Raw genomic sequence first — 18,905 nt, forward strand, 5'->3', positions numbered from 1 at the left:
CCGCAAATGGTCGGATTAATCCCCTTTAAAATTCTGAACCGGATGCTGTCCATAAAATGGTAAAGCATCCGACCAGTGGGGGCAATTTCCCTGTTGCCATAACAGAGTAGCCAATCCCAATATAGCACAACTTGTCTGTCCGAGTCCACCCGTCAGCGAGATTTTTTCTAATGGTTTTTCTTCTTGAGATAACCGCATTTCCCACTGTGAGGCAGACATGACACTATCAGGCAATTTGGTCACCAAACCCTGGGCAGAAACCTGATAAATAGCCACAAATAATTCTCCCCGTTGTGCCGGCATTTCTAGGGCAATATTCCCCGAATAATCCCCCGCTAAATTATAGGCAGCCGCCGCCAAAGTAGAAATGGCAAACAGGGGAATATCTAACTGTTGTGCGAGGGTTCTCGCCGTCACCACTCCCAAGCGAGTCCCCGTAAAACTTCCCGGACCCCGCGCCACCGCTATTAGTTGTAAATCCGCCCAAGTTTGAGGGGGCATAAATTCCGATATATGTTGATGGAGTTGGGTTGATAAATCCCTCCCCAAATGCCAAGTTTGGCAGCGCACAGGTTCCCCAAACTTCCCCATAGCTAAACCCAATTCGGGGCTACTGGTATGGATAGCGAAACCATAGTTTTTTGCCATTAGTCTACCTTGTGTAACTCACTGATATTATGCTATCCTAATAGGTGTCAGTTTCCCCATACAACCCATGGAAATCCCGTTAACCAAACCCAGGTCAAGGAAAAAGGCTATAACCGCCCATCATTAAAGTTATTTGGGACCCGGTTCTGGACTCAGAATAATCACATATTCTCCCGCTGTGCTTTGCTGAATAATCACCAGGGGAGGGCGCACATTAGGGGGGGCATTTTCTGGTAATGATGGGAAAATATAATATTGACTGTCTCGGTCAATTAACAGTCGCCAGATGCTGGAGTTATCCGCCTGGGTTTTGTCGTTATAATCTCGCTGTAGTAACATCTGATAAAGTTCTAAATCCCCGATAAATCGAAAATTTCCCACTACTGGGTCATCAGTCAAGTCGTAGATTTTGCGACCTAGGGGAAGCCGATTTTCTGGGGTAATTATAGTTACCACAGGCAACATTGATGTATGGTTATGGGCATCTCGAATCGCGTCTAGGTTTCCCTGGGTTTGACCTAGATAAAATAGACCCGCCAAACACCAACCCGCAATCACCAATTCATTGACAAAGTTTTTATCATAGTTAATGGGTTGGAAATCCGGCAAAGCATTCAAAGTGCGAGTCGCGCGAGAGTGGTGCTGTTTGAGGCTTCTTTTTAACAGATAATCACGGCTGGTGTTCATGAAATTCGCGAATTTGCCGCTACTCCATTCCATGAATTTGAGACTCAGAAAAATTAGCAGAAAGGTAGCGATCGCCACCCGAAAAGTGCGCCAGAAAGTAGACCAATCGCCCCCCGACAAATGCCCAAAAAAGACCTGAATCGGGGCAATAAAAAACGATTCTATCGGCAAATCTAACGTGGTCACTTCTAGTTGAAAAAAGGCGAAATATGCCCAGCGGTAAATCCAGCCGGTAAAATACAAGCCGACTCCTAATATAGTTAATAAACTGGCTAATTTACTAAACATTAAACCTCCGTTTATCGCCAATTGAACCCAGAACCATGGGGGGTAGGGGAATGACTACTTAGCCAATGTCAAGGGGGAAGTTTCCGAAAAAGGGTCGAGTCAGCTTGAAGATGTTAGTATTAAATCATATCGTCTCTCACTCCTGCCATGAGAACTCCTCAACTGATGATTTGCCTATCCCTAGCTGGTCTGACGATCGCCACCGGTGACATTCAACCAGCGATCGCCCTCCCGGTAATTGTAGCCCAAAACCAAGCACAAAATAAACCGATTCCGGTTTCCTTGCCGACCCGGGCGGCGGTGACTCTGGTTAATGGCGGTCAACGCTCCGGTCAACTGGTTGAAATGAACTCTCAATATCTCGTTGTAACACGAGGTGAGAGTCGCGGTCAAGAAGCGATCGCCAATGTTTCCCGCGTGCAATTTAGCGGGGATATTTGGTGGCCGACTTCCGACGGTCGGATCGTGATTCGCGGCGACCATGAGAACACAGGCGGAAACCCCCGACGCTTCCGGGTGCGGGTGGATGGATTAGTTTGGGAAGATGCGGATAAAGGCATTTTGGCGATCGCACCAGAAGCCGTTATCGCAGTAGATGATGAACCCGGTGTTCCCAGGGGAATGAGGAACATAATTCATAGTCGTTATGTGGTGACTGCCATAGAATTTGACCCCCAGAATTCCGAGTTAATTATCACGGCGAAATTGCTATCCCCTTCCGAATAGTTAGGGGAACTGGGATGATAATTTGAACTGAACCTCATTGAGGAATGAATTATGGAAAAGACCAATATTAAGGAAGAAGCAAAACGCCTGATTGATGAACTTCCGGATAATTCGACTTGGGATGACCTGATGTATTCGATTTATGTCAGGCAGGTGGTGGAAGCGGGAATGGCTGACAGCGAAAATGGTAAAGTAACTGCCGTTGAAGATGTTCGGAAAAAATTTAGCTTCCCGTCGGTGGGGTGTAACGCCGCTTCCCGTAGCCGCTTCCCGTAGGTTGGGTGTAACGCAGTGAAACCCAACTAACTTCTCGTCGGTGGGGTGTAACGCCGCGAAACCCAACATCGATTTCCCATTAATAGTAGGTGGTGCAATGAAAAAATTAATGATTGGTTCTCTATTGGGAGTAACAATGCTAGTGGCGACTCCCGCCATATTCCCAATTCTGACAGAGCGCAGTTATGCCCAAACCTCCAGTTCTCAGGCGGAACAGTTTCGAAAACTGATTGATCTGGGATCGCAACAGATGAATCTAGGGCAAAATGTGGAAGCAATAGAAACACTTAAACAAGCCCTAGCTATTGCCCAAAGCCTTCAACATCGGGAAGGGGAAGCATTCGCAAATCTTCTTCTGGGTTTAAACTATGATCGGAGCGGTCAACCCCAGGCAGCCTTAAACTTCTATCATCAAGCTGTGAGACTTTTTCAAGAAGTTAATGATCGCAGTTGGGAAGCGGCTACTCTCAATAGTATCGGTGGAATTTACAGCGATATCGGTCAACCCCAGGAAGCCTTAACATACTACCAGCAAGCATTACCCATTAGGCGGGAAGTGCGCGATCGCGTTGGGGAAGCAAATACTCTCCATAATATCGGTGCAGTTTACCGCCAAATAAGTCAACCCCAGGAAGCGTTAATATACTTACAGCAAGCATTATCTATTACGCGGGAAGTTAGCGATCGCGCCGGGGAAGCCAATACCCTCAATGGTATCGGTGCAGTTTACGGCGATATCGGTCAACCCCAGGAAGCCTTAACATACTTACAGCAAGCATTATCTATCACGCGGGAAGTTAGCGATCGCCGTGGAGAAGCGGCTACTCTCAATAATATCGGTGCAGTTTACCGCCAAATAGGTCAACCTCAGGAAGCCTTAACATACTACCTGCAAGCATTATCTATCACGCGGGAAGTTAGCGATCGCCGTGGAGAAGCGGCTACTCTCACTAATATCGGTGTAGTTTACCGCGATATCGGTCAACCCCAGGAAGCATTAGAATACTACCAGCAAGCATTGCCAATTTTCCGGGAAATAAGCGAGCATAGGGGAGAAGCCACTACTCTCAATAATATCGGTGGATTTTACAGCGCTATCGGTCAACCCCAGGAAGCCTTAACATACTACCTGCAAGCATTACCCATATTGCGGGAAGTCAGCGATCGCAGCGGTGAAGCCACTACCCTCCATAATATCGGTGCAGTTTACCGCCAAATAGGTCAACCCCAGGAAGCCTTAACATACTACCAGCAAGCATTACCCATTAGGCGGGAAGTGAGCGATCGCCGTGGGGAAGCTACTACCCTCAATAGTATCGGTGCAGTTTACAGCGCTATCGGTCAACCCCAGCAAGCCTTAAAATACTTGCAGCAAGCATTACCCATTAGGCGGGAAGTTAGCGATCGCGCCGGGGAAGCTACTACTCTCAATAATATCGGTGCAGTTTACGACGCTATCGGTCAACCCCAGGAAGCCTTAACATACTACCTGCAAGCATTACCCATTAGCCGGGAAGTGAGCGATCGCCGTGGGGAAGCAGCTACTCTCACTAATATCGGTGCAGTTTACAGCGCTATCGGTCAACATCAGGAAGCCTTAACATACTACCAGCAAGCATTACCCATATTGCGGGAAGTCAGCGATCTCCGTGGGGAAGCGGCGACTCTCAGTAATATCGGCGCAGTTTACCGCGATATCGGTCAACCCCAGACCGCCATAGAAAATTGGGAAAAATCCGTACAATTTACCCTAGAAATCCGTGCAGGTTTGCAACAGGAAAACCGCGAATCATTCCTAGAAAGTAACCGAGGAACTCCCGTCGCCCTTGTGGATCTTCTCATTGACCAAAACCAACCCGACCAAGCCTTTAAATGGTATAACCTCGCCACCACCTTCGACCTCGCCGACTATACCCGCCTTATCGAGGCAAAAGTTAGTAATCCACAAGCCCAAAAACTGATTGACCAATGGAATCAAAACCATCAACGCCTACAATTCCTTTACTCCCAAGTTGACCAAGACTGGACACCCCAACTCTCCCAACAAATCAACCAATTACAAACCGAAAACAGCCAACTAGCTGAGGATATCTCCCGCAAATATCCAGAAGTTTCCGAACTCTTTGAAACCACCCCCCAAGACATCGAAACTCTCAAAGCCAACATCGCCCCCGGAACCCTGGTTATTCAACCAGTTTTGTTAACTAATATTCGTAACGTCGAGAATAAAATCGGCATTTTTTTAGTCAGCCGCGACCAAGCCACCCTCGTCCGCACCATTCCCATTAACCCCACCGAATTTGATGCCATCCTCACCGAATATCGTACCCAAATCCAAAACCAAAACCGCGAGGACTTCGAGCGCAATCAAGAACTACTGTATGATTATCTCATTCGTCCGGTAGAGGCGGATATTGCTGCCTATTCTCCCGAACAAATCGCCATTATTGCCACCGGAAAACTCCGTTATATCCCCTTTGAAACCCTCTATGATAATCAAAGGGACCAATACCTACTTGAAAAATACCCCATCCACTACCTCACCCGCATTTCCGCCACCCGTAACATCCCCAACAATCCCCGATTATCCACCAATGTTTTAGCCTTTGGCAACCCCACCCCCACCGCCCAAGAACTCCCCGGAGCCGAACAGGAAGCCCGCCAAGTTACGGAAATTTTATCAGGGGAATATTGGCTGAGGGAACAAGCGACCCGCGATCGTTTTTATAACGATTCTGCCCGGTTTAATGTCCTCCATTTGGCGACCCACGGCTGCTTTGCCCTCAATGGATGTCCGGGGCTAGGTTTAGAGGCAAATAATATCTTATTTGCTAATGGTGAAAACTTCAATATTGCCCAGGCGGCATTGTTGGGATTAAACCAAACTAATTTGGTGGTTTTAAGTGCTTGTCAAACCGCCATGGAAGCCGAATCAGACGGCCGCGAATTTGCAGCGGTTGCCTACTTATTTGAACGGGCGGGGGCGGATGCGGTGATTGCCAGCCTCTGGAATGCCGAGGATAATAAAACTCTCTTAATTATGACTCAATTTTATGAGAATGTCAACCAGGGAATGACCAAAGTTGAGGCTTTACGACAGGCGAAATTAACCTTCGCCCAAGAAGGCATACATCCCTTTTATTGGTCTCCTTTAATTCTGATTGGTGATGGCAGTTCTTTTTAAGGTGGATATCTGCCGCTGAGGGTCGGGAAGTTTCCGAAAAATAGCGGAGTCAGCTTGAAGATATTAATATGAGATTAGATTTGAACGGACACCTACGATGAGAACTCCTCAACTGATGATTTGCCTATCCCTAGCTGGTCTGACGATCGCCACCGGTGACATTCAACCAGCGATCGCCCTCCCGGTAATTGTAGCCCAAAACCAAGCACAAAATCGACCGATTCCGTTTTCCTTGCCATTCTCCGCGACGGTGATTCTGGTTGATGGCGGTCAACGCTCCGGTTAACTGGTTGAAATTAATGCCGATTATCTCATTGTAACACGAGGTGAGAGTCGCCGTCAAGAAGCGATCGCCAATGTTGCCCGCGTACAATTTGGGGAGGATATTTGGTGGCCGACTTCCGACAGTCCGATAGTGACGGCTGGCGGCAACGATGATCACATTCTGGGAAACCCCCGACGCTTCCGGGTGCGGGTGGATGGATTAGTTTGGGAAGATGCGGATAAAGGCCTTTTGGCGATCGCACCAGAAGCCGTTATCGCAGTAGATGATCAACCGGGCATTCCCAGGAGTATGAGGCACATAATTTATAGTCGTTATATGGTGACTGCCATAGAATTTGACCCCCAGAATGCCGAGTTAATTATCACGGCGAAATTGCTATCCCCTTCCGAATAGTTAGGGGAACTGGGATGATAATTTGAACTGAACTTGATGGCGATCGCTGCTTTATTAATTGCATCAATAGGAGGCGCAAATATGTATCACATTGATTTATCCGATGCCCACCTAAATTTATCGGAATTGGTGGAAAAAGCCCTAAGCGGACAAGAGGTTTTTATTACCAAAGATAATCAACCCCTGGTCAAGCTGGTTTCCGTTTCCCCGCCAGAAAAATTGTCAAACCGTCAACCGGGAACTTCCCAAAACCTGGTGCAAGTCCGTGATGATTCCTGGTGGGAAAGCCAGGAGTTGGTTGCATCTTCACAGTTGAATAAAGTTGAAGAAAAGCTAGAAGATTTGAATAAAGTGTTTGACGAATTCAAGAAAATGGTAGCCGAACTTAAAGATGATGCTTCGGAAACTCATCAGGCGGAATCGGGTCAGGCGATCGCTGCTTATCAGGCGATCGCTGATAAGTACAAGAATGCGTTGCGGGAATTAGCTTTCCGTAGGTAGGTTGGGTGTAACGCAGTGCAACCCAACATCCATTTCCAATTAATATTAGGTGGTGCTATGAAAAGATTAATCATTGGTTCTCTATTGGGAGTAACAATGCTAGTGGCGACTCCCGCGATATTGCCAATTCTGGCACAGCGCAGTTATGCCCAAACCTCCAGTTCTCAGGCGGAACAGTTGCAAGAACTGATGCAACAGGCATTTCAGCAAACTCAGCAAGGGCAACCTTTACAAGCCATAGAAACACTTAAACAAGCCCTAGCTATTGCCCAAAGTATCCAAAATCGAGAAGGGGAAGCAGTAGCCAATTTTGGTCTAGGTTTAAACTATAATCGGATCGGTCAACCCCGGGAAGCCTTAACATACTACCAGCAAGCATTACCCATTAGCCGGGAAGTCAGAGATCGCCGTGGGGAAGCAGCTACTCTCAATAATATGGGTTTAGTTTACAGCGATATAGGTCAACCCCAGGAAGCCTTAACATACTACCTGCAAGCATTATCTATCACGCGGGAAGTGAGGGATCGCGGTGGTGAAGCAGCAACCCTCAATAATATCGGTGCAGTTTACAGCGATATAGGTCAACCCCAGGAAGCCTTAACATACTACCTGCAAGCATTACCCATTAGGCGGGAAGTCAGCGATCGCAGCGGTGAAGCCACTACTCTCAGTAATATCGGTGCAGTTTACAGCAAAATTGGTCAACCCCAGGAAGCCTTAACATACTACCTGCAAGCATTACCCATTAGGCGGGAAGTTAGCGATCGCGCCGGGGAAGCCAATACCCTCAATAGTATCGGTTTAGTTTACAGCCATATCGGTAAACCCCAGGAAGCCTTAACATACTACCTGCAAGCATTATCTATCACGCAGGAAGTGAGCGATCGCAGTGGTGAAGCCAATACCCTCAATAGTATCGGTGCAGTTTACGGCGATATCGGTCAACCCCAGGAAGCGTTAACATACTTACAGCAAGCATTATCTATCACGCGGGAAGTTAGCGATCGCAGTGGTGAAGCCAATACCCTCAATAGTATCGGTGCAGTTTACGGCGATATCGGTCAACCTCAGGAAGCGTTAACATACTTCCAGCAAGCATTACCCATTAGGCGGGAAATGCGCGATCGCAGTGGTGAAGCCACTACCCTCCATAATATCGGTGCAGTTTACAGCGCTATCGGTCAACCCCAGGAAGCCTTAACATACTACCAGCAAGCATTACCCATTAGGCGGGAAATGCGCGATCGCAGTGGTGAAGCCACTACCCTCCATAATATCGGTGCAGTTTACAGCGCTATCGGTCAACCCCAGGAAGCCTTAACATACTACCAGCAAGCATTACCCATTAGGCGGGAAATGCGCGATCGCAGTGGTGAAGCCACTACTCTCACTAATATCGGTGGAGTTTACGGCGAAATAGGTCAACCTCAGCAAGCCTTAACATACTTACAGCAAGCATTACCCATTAGGCGGGAAGTCAGCGATCGCAGTGGTGAAGCCACTACCCTCCATAATATCGGTGCAGTTTACAGCGCTATCGGTCAACCCCAGGAAGCCTTAACATACTACCAGCAAGCATTACCCATTAGCCGGGAAGTCAGCGATCGTCGTGGGGAAGCCAATACCCTCAATAGTATTGGTGCAGTTTACCGCGAAATAGGTCAACCCCAGCAAGCCTTAAAATACTTGCAGCAAGCATTACCCATTAGGCAGGAAGTCAGCGATCGCGCCGGGGAAGCCAATACCCTCAATAGTATTGGTGCAGTTTACCGCGAAATAGGTCAACCCCAGCAAGCCTTAAAATACTTGCAGCAAGCATTACCCATTAGGCAGGAAGTCAGCGATCGCGCCGGGGAAGCCAATACCCTCAATAGTATCGGTGCAGTTTACCGCGAAATAGGTCAACCCCAGCAAGCCTTAAAATACTTGCAGCAAGCATTACCCATTAGGCAGGAAGTCAGCGATCGCCGTGGGGAAGCCACTACCCTCCATAATATCGGTGGAGTTTACAGCGCTATCGGTCAACCCCAGGAAGCCTTAACATACTACCAGCAAGCATTACCCATTAGGCGGGAAGTCAGCGATCGCCGTGGGGAAGCAGCTACTCTCAATAATATCGGTGGAGTTTACAGCGATATCGGTCAACCCCAGGAAGCCTTAACATACTACCTGCAAGCATTATCTATCACGCGGGAAGTGAGCGATCGCAGTGGGGAAGCAGCTACCCTCACTAATATCGGTGCAGTTTACCGCGAAATCGGTCAACCTCAGACCGCCATCGAAAACTTGGAAAAATCCGTACAAATTACCCTAGAAATCCGTGCAGGTTTGCAACAGGAAAACCGCGAATCATTCCTAGAAAGTAACCGAGGAACTCCCGTCGGCCTCGTCGATCTCCTCATTGACCAAAACCAACCCGACCAAGCCTTTAAATGGTATAACCTCGCCACCACCTTCGACCTCGCCGACTATACCCGCCTTATCGAGGCAAAAGTTAGTAATCCACAAGCCCAAAAAATGATTGACCAGTGGAATCAAAACCATCAACGCCTACAATTCCTTTACGCCCAAATTGACGACAACTGGACACCCCAACTCTCCCAACAAATCAACCAATTACAAACCGAAAACAGCCAACTAGCTGAGGATATCTCCCGCCAATATCCAGAAGTTTCCGAACTCTTTGAAACCACCCCCCAAGACATCGAAACTCTCAAAGCCAACATCGCCCCCGGAACCCTAGTTATTCAACCAGTTTTGTTAACTAATATTACTAACATCGAGAATAAAATCGGCATTTTTTTAGTCAGCCGCGACCAAGCCACCCTCGTCCGCACCATTGCCATTAACCCCAGCGAATTTGATGCCATCCTCACCGAATATCGCACCCAAATCCAAAACCACAACCGCGACGACTTCGAGCGCAATCAAGAACTACTGTATGATTATCTCATTCGTCCGGTAGAGGCGGATATTGCTGCCTATTCTCCCGAACAAATCGCCATTATTGCCACTGGAAAACTCCGTTATATTCCCTTTGAAACCCTCTATGATAATCAAAGGGACCAATACCTACTTGAAAAATACCCCATCCACTACCTCACCCGCATTTCCGCCACCCGTAACATCCCCACCAACCCCCGATTATCCACCAATGTTTTAGCCTTTGGCAACCCTACCCCCACCGCCCAAGAACTCCCCGGAGCGGAACAGGAAGCCCGCCAAGTTACGGAAATTTTATCAGGGGAATATTGGCTGAGGGAACAAGCGACCCGCGATCGTTTTTACAACGATTCTGCCCGGTTTAATGTCCTCCATTTGGCGACCCACGGCTGCTTTGCCCTCAATGGATGTCCGGGGCTAGGTTTAGAGGCAAATAATATCTTATTTGCTAATGGTGAAAACTTCAATATTGCTGATGCCGCCTTGTTGGGATTAAACCAAACTAATTTGGTGGTTTTAAGTGCTTGTCAAACTGCCATGGAAGCCGAATCAGACGGCCGGGAATTTGCAGCGGTTGCCTACTTATTTGAACGGGCGGGGGCGGATGCGGTGATTGCCAGCCTCTGGAATGCCGAGGATAATAAAACTCTCTTAATTATGACTCAATTTTATGAGAATGTCAACCAGGGAATGACCAAAGTTGAGGCTTTACGACAGGCGAAATTAACCTTCGCCCAAGAAGGCATACATCCCTTTTATTGGTCTCCTTTAATTCTGATTGGTGATGGCAGTTCTTTTTAAGGTGAATATCCCCTGCTGAGGGTGGGGTGAGAAATCCGGTCAACCCAACAGTTGACAATTACTCTAAAATTGGCAGGTAAGGTTCCACCCCACATCAACTTTTAAGTTAAGCTGAATAAACTTAGATTAGGTAGTGCAATGAAAAGATTAATGATTGGTTCTCTGTTGGGGGTGGCGATGCTGGCGGCGACTCCTGCGATATTGCCAATTCTGACACAGCGCAGTTATGCCCAAACCTCCCAGAGTCAGGCGGAACAGTTGCAAGAACTGATACAACAGGCATTTCAGCAAACTCAGCAAGGGCAACATTTACAAGCCATAGAAACACTTAAACAAGCCCTAGCTATTGCCCAAAGTATCCAAAATCGAGAAGGGGAAGCAGTAGCCAATTTTGGTCTGGGTTTAAACTATAATCGGATCGGTCAACCCCAGGAAGCGTTAACATACTTACAGGAAGCATTATTTATCACGCGGGAAGTTAGCGATCGCCCCAGGGAAGCCACTACTCTCAATAGTATCGGTGGAGTTTACCACGATATCGGTCAACCCCAGGAAGCCTTAACATACTTCCAACAAGCATTATTTATCACGCGGGAAATAAGCGATCGCAGACAGCAAGCCACTACCCTCAATAATATCGGTGCAGTTTACCGCGCTATCGGTCAACCCCAGGAAGCCTTAATATACTTCCAGCAAGCATTACCCATTAGGCGGGAAGTTAGCGATCTCCGTGGGGAAGCGGCGACTCTCACTAATATCGGTGCAGTTTACCACGCTATCGGTCAACTCCAGGAAGCCTTAACATACTTCCAGCAAGCATTACCAATGAGGCGGGAAGTGAGCGATCGCGCCGGGGAAGCGGCGACTCTCACTAATATCGGTGCAGTTTACCGCAATATTGGTCAACCCCGGGAAGGGTTAACATACTTCCAGCAAGCATTATCTATCACGCGGGAAATAAGCGATCGCGCCAGGGAAGCCGCTACCCTCAGTAATATCGGTGAAGTTTACCGCGATATCGGTCTACCCCAGGAAGGGTTAATATACTTCCAGCAAGCATTATCTATCACGCGGGAAGTGAGCGATCGTCGTGGGGAAGCAAATACTTTGAATGGTATCGGTGCAGTTTACCGCCAAATAGGTCAACCCCAGGAAGCGTTAACATACTTCCAGCAAGCATTACCCATTATGCGGGAAGTGAGCGATCGTCGTGGGGAAGCAAATACTTTGAATGGTATCGGTGCAGTTTACCGCCAAATAGGTCAACCCCAGGAAGCGTTAACATACTTCCAGCAAGCATTACCCATTATGCGGGAAGTGAGCGATCGCGCCAGGGAAGCGGCTACCCTGTATAATATCGGTTTAGTTTACCGTGATATTGGTGAACCCCAGAAAGCGATCGACAACTTGGAAAAAGCCCTAAAAATCACCCTAGAAATACGAGCAGGGTTAGCACAGGAAAACCGCCAACAATTCCTACAAAATAACCGAGCGATATCGGTGGCTCTGGTGGATCTTCTCATCGACGAAAACCGACCCGACCAAGCCTTTAAATGGCATCACCTCGCCACCACCTTCGACCTCGCCGACTATAGCCACCTTATCGATGCCCAAGTTATTAATCCACCCGCCCAGAAACTGATTGACCAATGGAATGAAAACCATGAACGCCTAAAATTACTTTACGCCGAAGTTGACGACAACTGGACACCGGAACTATCCCAAAAAATCAACGAATTACAAGCCGGAAATAGCCAAATCGCCGAGGATATCGCCCGCCAATATCCCGAAGTTGCGGAACTCTTTGAAACCACCCCCCAATACCTGGAAACTCTCCGGGAAAATATCGCCCCCGGAACCCTAGTTATTCAACCGGTATTGTTAACAAATATCAGCGAAGTTCCCGATGCGATCGCCCTGTTTATCGTCAGCCGCGACCAAAAAGCGATCGTGAAAAAAACCCCGATTAACCCCAGCGAATTTGATGGCATCCTCACCGAATATCGCGCCCAACTCGAAAACCACAACTCCGAAAATTTCGATAGAAATCAAGAACTCCTGTATGATTATCTAATTCGTCCCATAGAGGCAGATATTGCCGCCCATTCTCCCGAAAAACTCGCGATTATTGCCCCCGGAAAACTGCGTTATATCCCCTTTGAAACTCTGTATGATAATCAAAGGAACCAACACCTAATTGAAAAGTACCCCATCCACTACCTGACGAGGATTTCCGCCCGTCGCCAATTACGCAGCAACACCACCTCATCCCCCCGTGTTTTAGCCTTTGGCAACCCCCAACCCAGCCCCTTTGATACCCCCGGTGCGGAACAGGAAGCCCGCCAAGTTACGGAAATTTTCTCAGGGGAATATTGGGTGAGGGAAGAAGCGACCCGCGACCGTTTTCAGAACGATTCTCCCCGGTTTAATATCCTCCATTTAGCCAACCCAATCTGCTTTCAAGCCAACGGATGTCCGGGGCTAGGTTTAGGGGCAAATCAGATATTATTTGCCCATGGAGAAACCTTCAATATTGCGGATATAGGATTGTTAGGATTAAACCAAATCAACTTGGTAGTTTTAAGTGGTGGTTTTCAAACCGGGATGGAAACCGAATCAGAGGGCGGCGTATTGGCAGCGATCGCCTACTTATTTGAACGGGCGGGAGCCGATGCCGTGATAGCCAGCCTCTGGAATGCGGAGGATAATACAACCCTCTTAATTATGACAGAATTTTATGAGAATGTCAAGCAGGGAATGACGAAAGCCGAAGCCTTACGGCAGGCGAAATTAACCTTCGCCCAAGAAGGCATACATCCCTTTTATTGGTCGCCATTAATTCTGATAGGTGATGGCGGTTCTTTTTAAGGTAGATATCGGCTGCTGATGCTGAGGGGAAAGGGGCAAGGTGTTAGCAGTCGGAGCCTGACACCTTATACATACAATCACAGAGAAAACATGATGATTGTCTTATGGGTAGCTGTCCTGAAGGTCGCCACGGGTGATAGAGCGATCGCACTGAAATAGGCATTTATGAGAGGTGCTGCCAGGTTAAGGAGTAGGCTATAATCAAAGCCCAACTGCCAAGGAGACTAGGGCAAATCAAGGCAGTGGAACGCCAATTATCGAGGGATTATCCCCTGTGAAAACAGATAGTATATTCTACCGAATTTTCCAACAGTACCCCCGCAGTTTTTTTGAGCTGCTGAACCGTCCACCGGAAGAAAGCGATCGCTATCAATTCACCTCTGTGGAAGTGAAACAACTAGCCTTCCGCCTCGACGGAGTATTTCTGCCAACGACCCCAGAAGGCGATCGGCCCTTCTACCTAGCCGAGGTGCAATTCCAACCGGACGAGGACTTATATTATCGCATTTTCGCGGAACTGTTCCTGTACTTGCGACAATACCAACCGCCCCACCCGTGGCAAGTGGTGGTTATCTATCCCAACCGGAGCATTGAACGGGAACAGCCCCACCAATTCCGGGAACTCCTGAACTCAGGCAGGGTAACTCGTGTTTATATCGACGAGTTAGAAGCCCAAAACCGTTTGGGAGTTGGTATAATCAAACTGGTACTCGAATCAGAATCCGATGCGATCGCATCAGCCATAAACCTGATCGAACAAGCCGAACAAACCCTTCCCCCAGAATCAATTCAACGGGATATCATTGACATCATCGAAACCATTGTTGTTTACAAACTGCCCCAAATAAGTCGCGAGGAGATTGCCCAAATGTTAGGACTCACCGATTTAAAACAAACCCGATTCTATCAAGAAGCATTTGCTGACGGTCTCCAACAAGGGCTGCAAGAAGGTCTGCAACGGGAAAGGATAAATATTGTTCTGCGTTTGGCTAATTTAGGAAATAGTGCGGAAGCGATCGCCCAAATTTTGGGTTTACCATTAGAGGAAATTCAGCAAATTTTGTCCTCTAGCAATTAGGGACGCGCGTCCAAGTGATGGGCGAGGCGATCGCCCATTGCCCATTGCCTTTCCAGAAATTAATCAACGGGGCAGGATTAATTATTAATTATTAATTATTAATTATTTTGTCCTCTACCAATTAGGGGCGCGCGTCCAAGTGATGGGCGAGGCGATCGTCTTGCCCATTGCCTTTCCAGAAGTTAATCAACGCCTTTGGGCAGCATTAACTATCAATTATAAATTAGTAATTATTCCGATTTGAAAACAGTGGTATAGATAGAAACATCCCAGCAATAATGATACCAAAAAGGTCGTTACGAACCCATCTGAATGGCAGGAACTCTAGCACCAAGAATAACCCGACAACCATGGCAAAAACTTGCTTTTCGTCAACCTCATGATATGGTTTTATCCAGTTTTTTAACATGATAAATATTGGAGCAATTAGCAGTGATAAAAATGGGGTAAACACTATAAAGTTGTTGCTAAAAATATAGGCAACCATAGCCATAGTTAATGTGTCCATCCAGAACTGTTTGCTTTGGCTTCTTTTGCGCCAATTTTCACTGCTAATTAACTTATGGCAATACTGCTTAAACCGCAGGCGCTGATTTTTGCGTCTGGCTTTTGGGTCTAATTTAAGTACCATTTGCCATTCAGGAACCCCGCGATTTTGGACTCTGCCTAATAACTTAACCCGGACAATATTCTTGAGGTTTAATTGAGTTAATTCAGTGGCGATCGCCTTAGCTATTTGGGGATAATCCACCTGTTGTTTGTCGGCACGATTAATGACAATAGTTAACTTGGACTTACTAATCCGATTAACTTGCACCTTGACTTGATAGGATTGTAGAGCCTTTTGCAGAACGTCCGTGATTTGTGGTTCTTCCTGGGGGAGTGTACTAGGCTTTATTGGCTGTTTAATAGTGGTTGGATTAGTGGCGATCGCCACAAAACCAGTTTCCGGTTCTGGCCTTAAACCCGGCATAGCCTCAATATATTTAGGAGTAGGTTGCAATTTCAGCAGTAACGCCGCCGCCGAATGAAAACGCTTGCTAGTCGCCCCAGCTAACATTCTATCTAAAATATCACCTAATTCGTCACTAACAGGACTTTTTAAATAACTACGCCAGCCCCAATTCCCCTCATGACTATCAAACAAATCAAAAGGGGTAACACCCGTCAACAAATGAATACAAGTCACCCCCAAACTATAAATATCACTAGCAAATACAGCCTTTCCCATCAACTGTTCAGGAGCCGTATAAGCAGCCGAACCAATCAGAGTTCCCGTTTGAGGTAATAGCCCCCCTGTCACCAATTTAGCCGCCCCAAAATCCACCAAAACCAAGCTATTTTCCGAGCCTTTACTGCTACAGCGGCGACGGATAATATTTTCCGGTTTAATGTCTCGATGAATCACCTTATGGCTGTGAATAAACTGCAACACAGGCAATAATTCATGGAGAACCTGATAAATTTGATTTTCCGTAAACGGACCCTTGAGCATCAATTCTTGAGCCAGGTTATGACCCTCTATAAACTCCTGAACCAAATATTGATAGGGTTCCGACTCAAAATAAGCTACCCGGTTAGGGATTTGGGAATGTTCCCCTAAAATCTCCAGTTGCTCGGCTTCCTGACGAAATAAATCCGCCGATCGCTTGGCATTATTTCCCTGGGGAAAAAACTGTTTAATCGCGACCTGTGGATGGTTGGGTGTCAGTTGATCAACCGCTAAAAATGTGCGACCGAATCCCCCTTGTCCCAGGAGTTCCAGCGCAGCATAACGGCTATGGGCTGACCCCGCCATTGGTGGCGATAGTTTGACAGAAGCGCCACAGTGTTGGCACGACTCCCCCTCACCTGGGTTTTGGGGATTTGGACAGTGGGGATTAAAACAGTAACTCATAATCTGAGGATGTTAAAAAAAATTAAAGATGGGGGTGACTATTGACCCCCGATGGTTAATGGCTGTCCGCTGGTGATTAGGTGGGGATTGGCTCTCCTGGTCGCAATTTTGACCATTTTCCGGTTTCTTGTTTAAAACTTTCACAGCCAACTACATCCCATTCCATCTCGATGCTATCTTCTGTGGTGCGGATATTAACGTTGATGCTGGGTTCAACGGGGTCAAAGGTGGGATTGTCGCTAACATGGCGTTCCTGATGCTGTGTTTCTACGGCGTGGTAGGTGATACAGCGATCGACATAGTAACAGTTAACACAAATACACATATTCAAAACCCTCTGTATATTTTCAAAAGGATTGACTACTTGATTTCCCTTTCTGCTAATTTAGCTTATATTAATCGATTCTTGCTGATGGTGCTATTAGTCTCGCCTACTGTTATCCTGGTCTAGGCACTATCTCAGGCACTTTTGCGCCCACAGATGACTGTTACGGCTGTTTCTGACTCAGACTGGGGGATGATACTGGCTTAACCCCCCTTAGTACAATTTTACCCGATCTCGAACCTGATGCCAATTTCTGGGAATTTCATGGGGATGGGGTTAGTATTTAAAGTTAAATTCTGAACTCATAGTATAGCGATCGCGTCCAGCTTTTTTGGATTCATACAGTGCTTGATCTGCTGCCATAAACAGAGTCTCTGGATGATAATCACTGCTAGGAATTATGCTGGCAATTCCTATACTTATCGTTACTACCGGATGCTGATAATCTACGGATTTAGGCACTCCAGAAGCTATAGCTAATTCTTTGACCGCGAGGCAAATTTTTGCCGCCACAAACATGGCTCCCTTCCCATCAGTTTGGGGTAGAAGCACCACAAACTCTTCTCCACCATATCTAGCTAATAAATCATTGGGACGTTGTAAATTCTGTTGAATAGCTTGGGCTACTTTTTGTAAACATACGTCTCCGGCTAGATGACCAAAAGTATCGTTATATAGTTTAAAGTAATCTATATCACAGACAATTAATGCCAGGGGATTATGTTTGATAGCCATACATTCCCATTCCATTTTAAAAGCCTTCTGGAATTGTGAGCGATTAGCCACCTTAGTGAGTTCATCAACATAAACTAAATTTGATAAATATTGGTTATCACGTTCCAATTGTTCTATATAAATAGAACTAGGCACTTTGGGGTATATCGGTTTAGATCTAAAGTAAACACGATACAAATCACAAGCCAAAATATAATTATTTCCTAGGCTTTTAATTAGCCCTATACTCTCTAAATAATAGGCTGGCATTGGCTCAATTTTTAAGGAGTCTTTTGCGGTGATTAACTGCTGCATAATCTCCACTAATTCTGGCTTTTTTTGAATTAATATCCAGACTTTTTTCAGATAATTTTGATAAATACCTGCATCGGTAGAAGCTCGATGAAAAAAATCATCAAATTTTGGTTGCTGATAATATAAATGATGAAAAGCTAGATGAATTAAATAGGGATGTCCACCGACCAACCAGGTTAATTTGTGTAACTGATTTTCGGTTAAAGTGAGTTGGTATCTGTCGGCTAGTTCTCCCACTTGCTGAGGCGTAAACTCAGGTAAATTAATCAATAAACCTACATTAAAGGGAGATTGATTAATCCCTAAAGAAACATAAACTTCTGTGGAATGAACCAAAACCAGGCGCAATTTCTGCCAAATTGTTGACTGTGCAGATTGCTCATGCCAAAATCGCAATAATGGCAGAAAATTCATGAAGATTTTTGGATACTCAAACAGCAAATTAACCTCATTGAAAACCAATAATAAAGGTCGGTTAATTTGGGGAATTAAGTATTCTTCAAAATACATCGTGCAGCTCACTTTTTCGCCGAAGTCTTCATGCCAATAATCATTAATATTATAGGCTAGTCCTAACTGTCTGGTGACATTACTACATAACCAACGCCAAAATTTGGTCGAACTTTCAAAAATCCCTAAATCCGCTTGCTGAAAGTCAATTAAGACGGTACTATATCCTAAACTGTTGGCGTGGTTAATCAACCTGATCATTAACGAACTTTTACCCATTTTTCGAGGTGCTTTAATTCGCATAACACTACCAGGTTGGGTGATTTGCTGATAGGCTCTAATTTCGATGGGGGGACGCTCCACATAAAAAGCAGAATCCAGAGACAGCGGACTATCAGGACATTGGAGACAACCAAGAGGATTACTTAATTCTAATTCTGGCGGTATAGTGTGATTCATTTCCCCTCAAAATATTTTTGGTCTCATGGTGTTGTATAGTATTAACCAAAATCCTGAGCTTTGTCA

The 18,905-nt window shown here is 46.3% G+C and carries 14 protein-coding genes; 9 read left to right on the plus strand and 5 right to left on the minus strand.

Going from position 1 to position 18,905, the window contains the following annotated elements; translation table 11 throughout:
• Window positions 1-15: 15 nt before the first annotated feature.
• Together tsaB and NLZ44_RS15085 are read right to left on the minus strand one after the other, a co-directional pair.
• Window positions 16-648 carry a tRNA (adenosine(37)-N6)-threonylcarbamoyltransferase complex dimerization subunit type 1 TsaB gene (tsaB, locus tag NLZ44_RS15080; protein WP_493750323.1) on the minus strand — a complete coding sequence of 211 codons (633 nt, stop codon included), beginning with the start codon at window positions 646-648 and terminating at the stop codon, window positions 16-18.
• Between the two features lie 129 nt (window positions 649-777).
• A complete protein-coding gene (locus NLZ44_RS15085; protein ID WP_493750324.1) occupies window positions 778-1,623 on the minus strand; it encodes a hypothetical protein in 846 nt (281 codons plus the stop codon).
• Between the two features lie 147 nt (window positions 1,624-1,770).
• Between NLZ44_RS15085 and NLZ44_RS15090 the strand changes: the two genes are divergently transcribed.
• From NLZ44_RS15090 to NLZ44_RS15130, 9 genes are all read left to right on the plus strand, one after another.
• On the plus strand, window positions 1,771-2,349 hold the full coding sequence (locus NLZ44_RS15090; protein ID WP_493750325.1) for a hypothetical protein: 579 nt from the start codon (window positions 1,771-1,773) through the stop codon (window positions 2,347-2,349).
• Between the two features lie 51 nt (window positions 2,350-2,400).
• Window positions 2,401-2,625 (plus strand): hypothetical protein, encoded by a 225-nt coding sequence (locus NLZ44_RS15095; RefSeq protein WP_493750326.1) that lies wholly within the window; start codon window positions 2,401-2,403, stop codon window positions 2,623-2,625.
• Between the two features lie 97 nt (window positions 2,626-2,722).
• Window positions 2,723-5,809 (plus strand): CHAT domain-containing protein, encoded by a 3,087-nt coding sequence (locus NLZ44_RS15100; RefSeq protein ID WP_493750327.1) that lies wholly within the window; start codon window positions 2,723-2,725, stop codon window positions 5,807-5,809.
• A gap of 97 nt (window positions 5,810-5,906) precedes the next feature.
• Entirely contained in the window at window positions 5,907-6,095 is a 189-nt protein-coding gene (locus NLZ44_RS15105) for a hypothetical protein (RefSeq protein ID WP_493750328.1), read from the plus strand.
• Between the two features lie 129 nt (window positions 6,096-6,224).
• Window positions 6,225-6,488, plus strand: coding sequence for a hypothetical protein (locus tag NLZ44_RS15110; RefSeq protein WP_493750329.1), 264 nt, complete (start codon window positions 6,225-6,227; stop codon window positions 6,486-6,488).
• A gap of 81 nt (window positions 6,489-6,569) precedes the next feature.
• Entirely contained in the window at window positions 6,570-6,989 is a 420-nt protein-coding gene (locus tag NLZ44_RS15115) for a type II toxin-antitoxin system Phd/YefM family antitoxin (protein WP_493750330.1), read from the plus strand.
• A 57-nt stretch (window positions 6,990-7,046) separates the two neighbouring features.
• Window positions 7,047-10,733 (plus strand): CHAT domain-containing protein, encoded by a 3,687-nt coding sequence (locus NLZ44_RS15120; protein WP_493750331.1) that lies wholly within the window; start codon window positions 7,047-7,049, stop codon window positions 10,731-10,733.
• Window positions 10,734-10,871: 138 nt separating this feature from the next.
• Entirely contained in the window at window positions 10,872-13,601 is a 2,730-nt protein-coding gene (locus tag NLZ44_RS15125) for a CHAT domain-containing protein (protein ID WP_493750332.1), read from the plus strand.
• Between the two features lie 274 nt (window positions 13,602-13,875).
• On the plus strand, window positions 13,876-14,679 hold the full coding sequence (locus tag NLZ44_RS15130; RefSeq protein WP_315640789.1) for an Rpn family recombination-promoting nuclease/putative transposase: 804 nt from the start codon (window positions 13,876-13,878) through the stop codon (window positions 14,677-14,679).
• Window positions 14,680-14,902: 223 nt separating this feature from the next.
• Here NLZ44_RS15130 and NLZ44_RS15135 read toward each other — a convergent pair whose 3' ends face one another.
• The 3 genes from NLZ44_RS15135 to NLZ44_RS15145 all read right to left on the minus strand — a co-directional run bounded on the left by NLZ44_RS15135 (window position 14,903) and on the right by NLZ44_RS15145 (window position 18,839).
• Complete coding sequence (locus tag NLZ44_RS15135) at window positions 14,903-16,576, minus strand: protein kinase domain-containing protein (protein WP_493750333.1); 1,674 nt, start codon at window positions 16,574-16,576, stop codon at window positions 14,903-14,905.
• A 76-nt stretch (window positions 16,577-16,652) separates the two neighbouring features.
• Entirely contained in the window at window positions 16,653-16,901 is a 249-nt protein-coding gene (locus NLZ44_RS15140; RefSeq protein ID WP_006621453.1) for a Ycf34 family protein, read from the minus strand.
• 276 nt (window positions 16,902-17,177) lie between these two features.
• Window positions 17,178-18,839, minus strand: a complete 1,662-nt coding sequence (locus NLZ44_RS15145) for an AAA-like domain-containing protein (protein ID WP_493750334.1) — start codon at window positions 18,837-18,839, stop codon at window positions 17,178-17,180.
• Window positions 18,840-18,905: the final 66 nt, after the last annotated feature.

It is taken from the genome of Arthrospira sp. PCC 9901 (assembly GCF_059013425.1).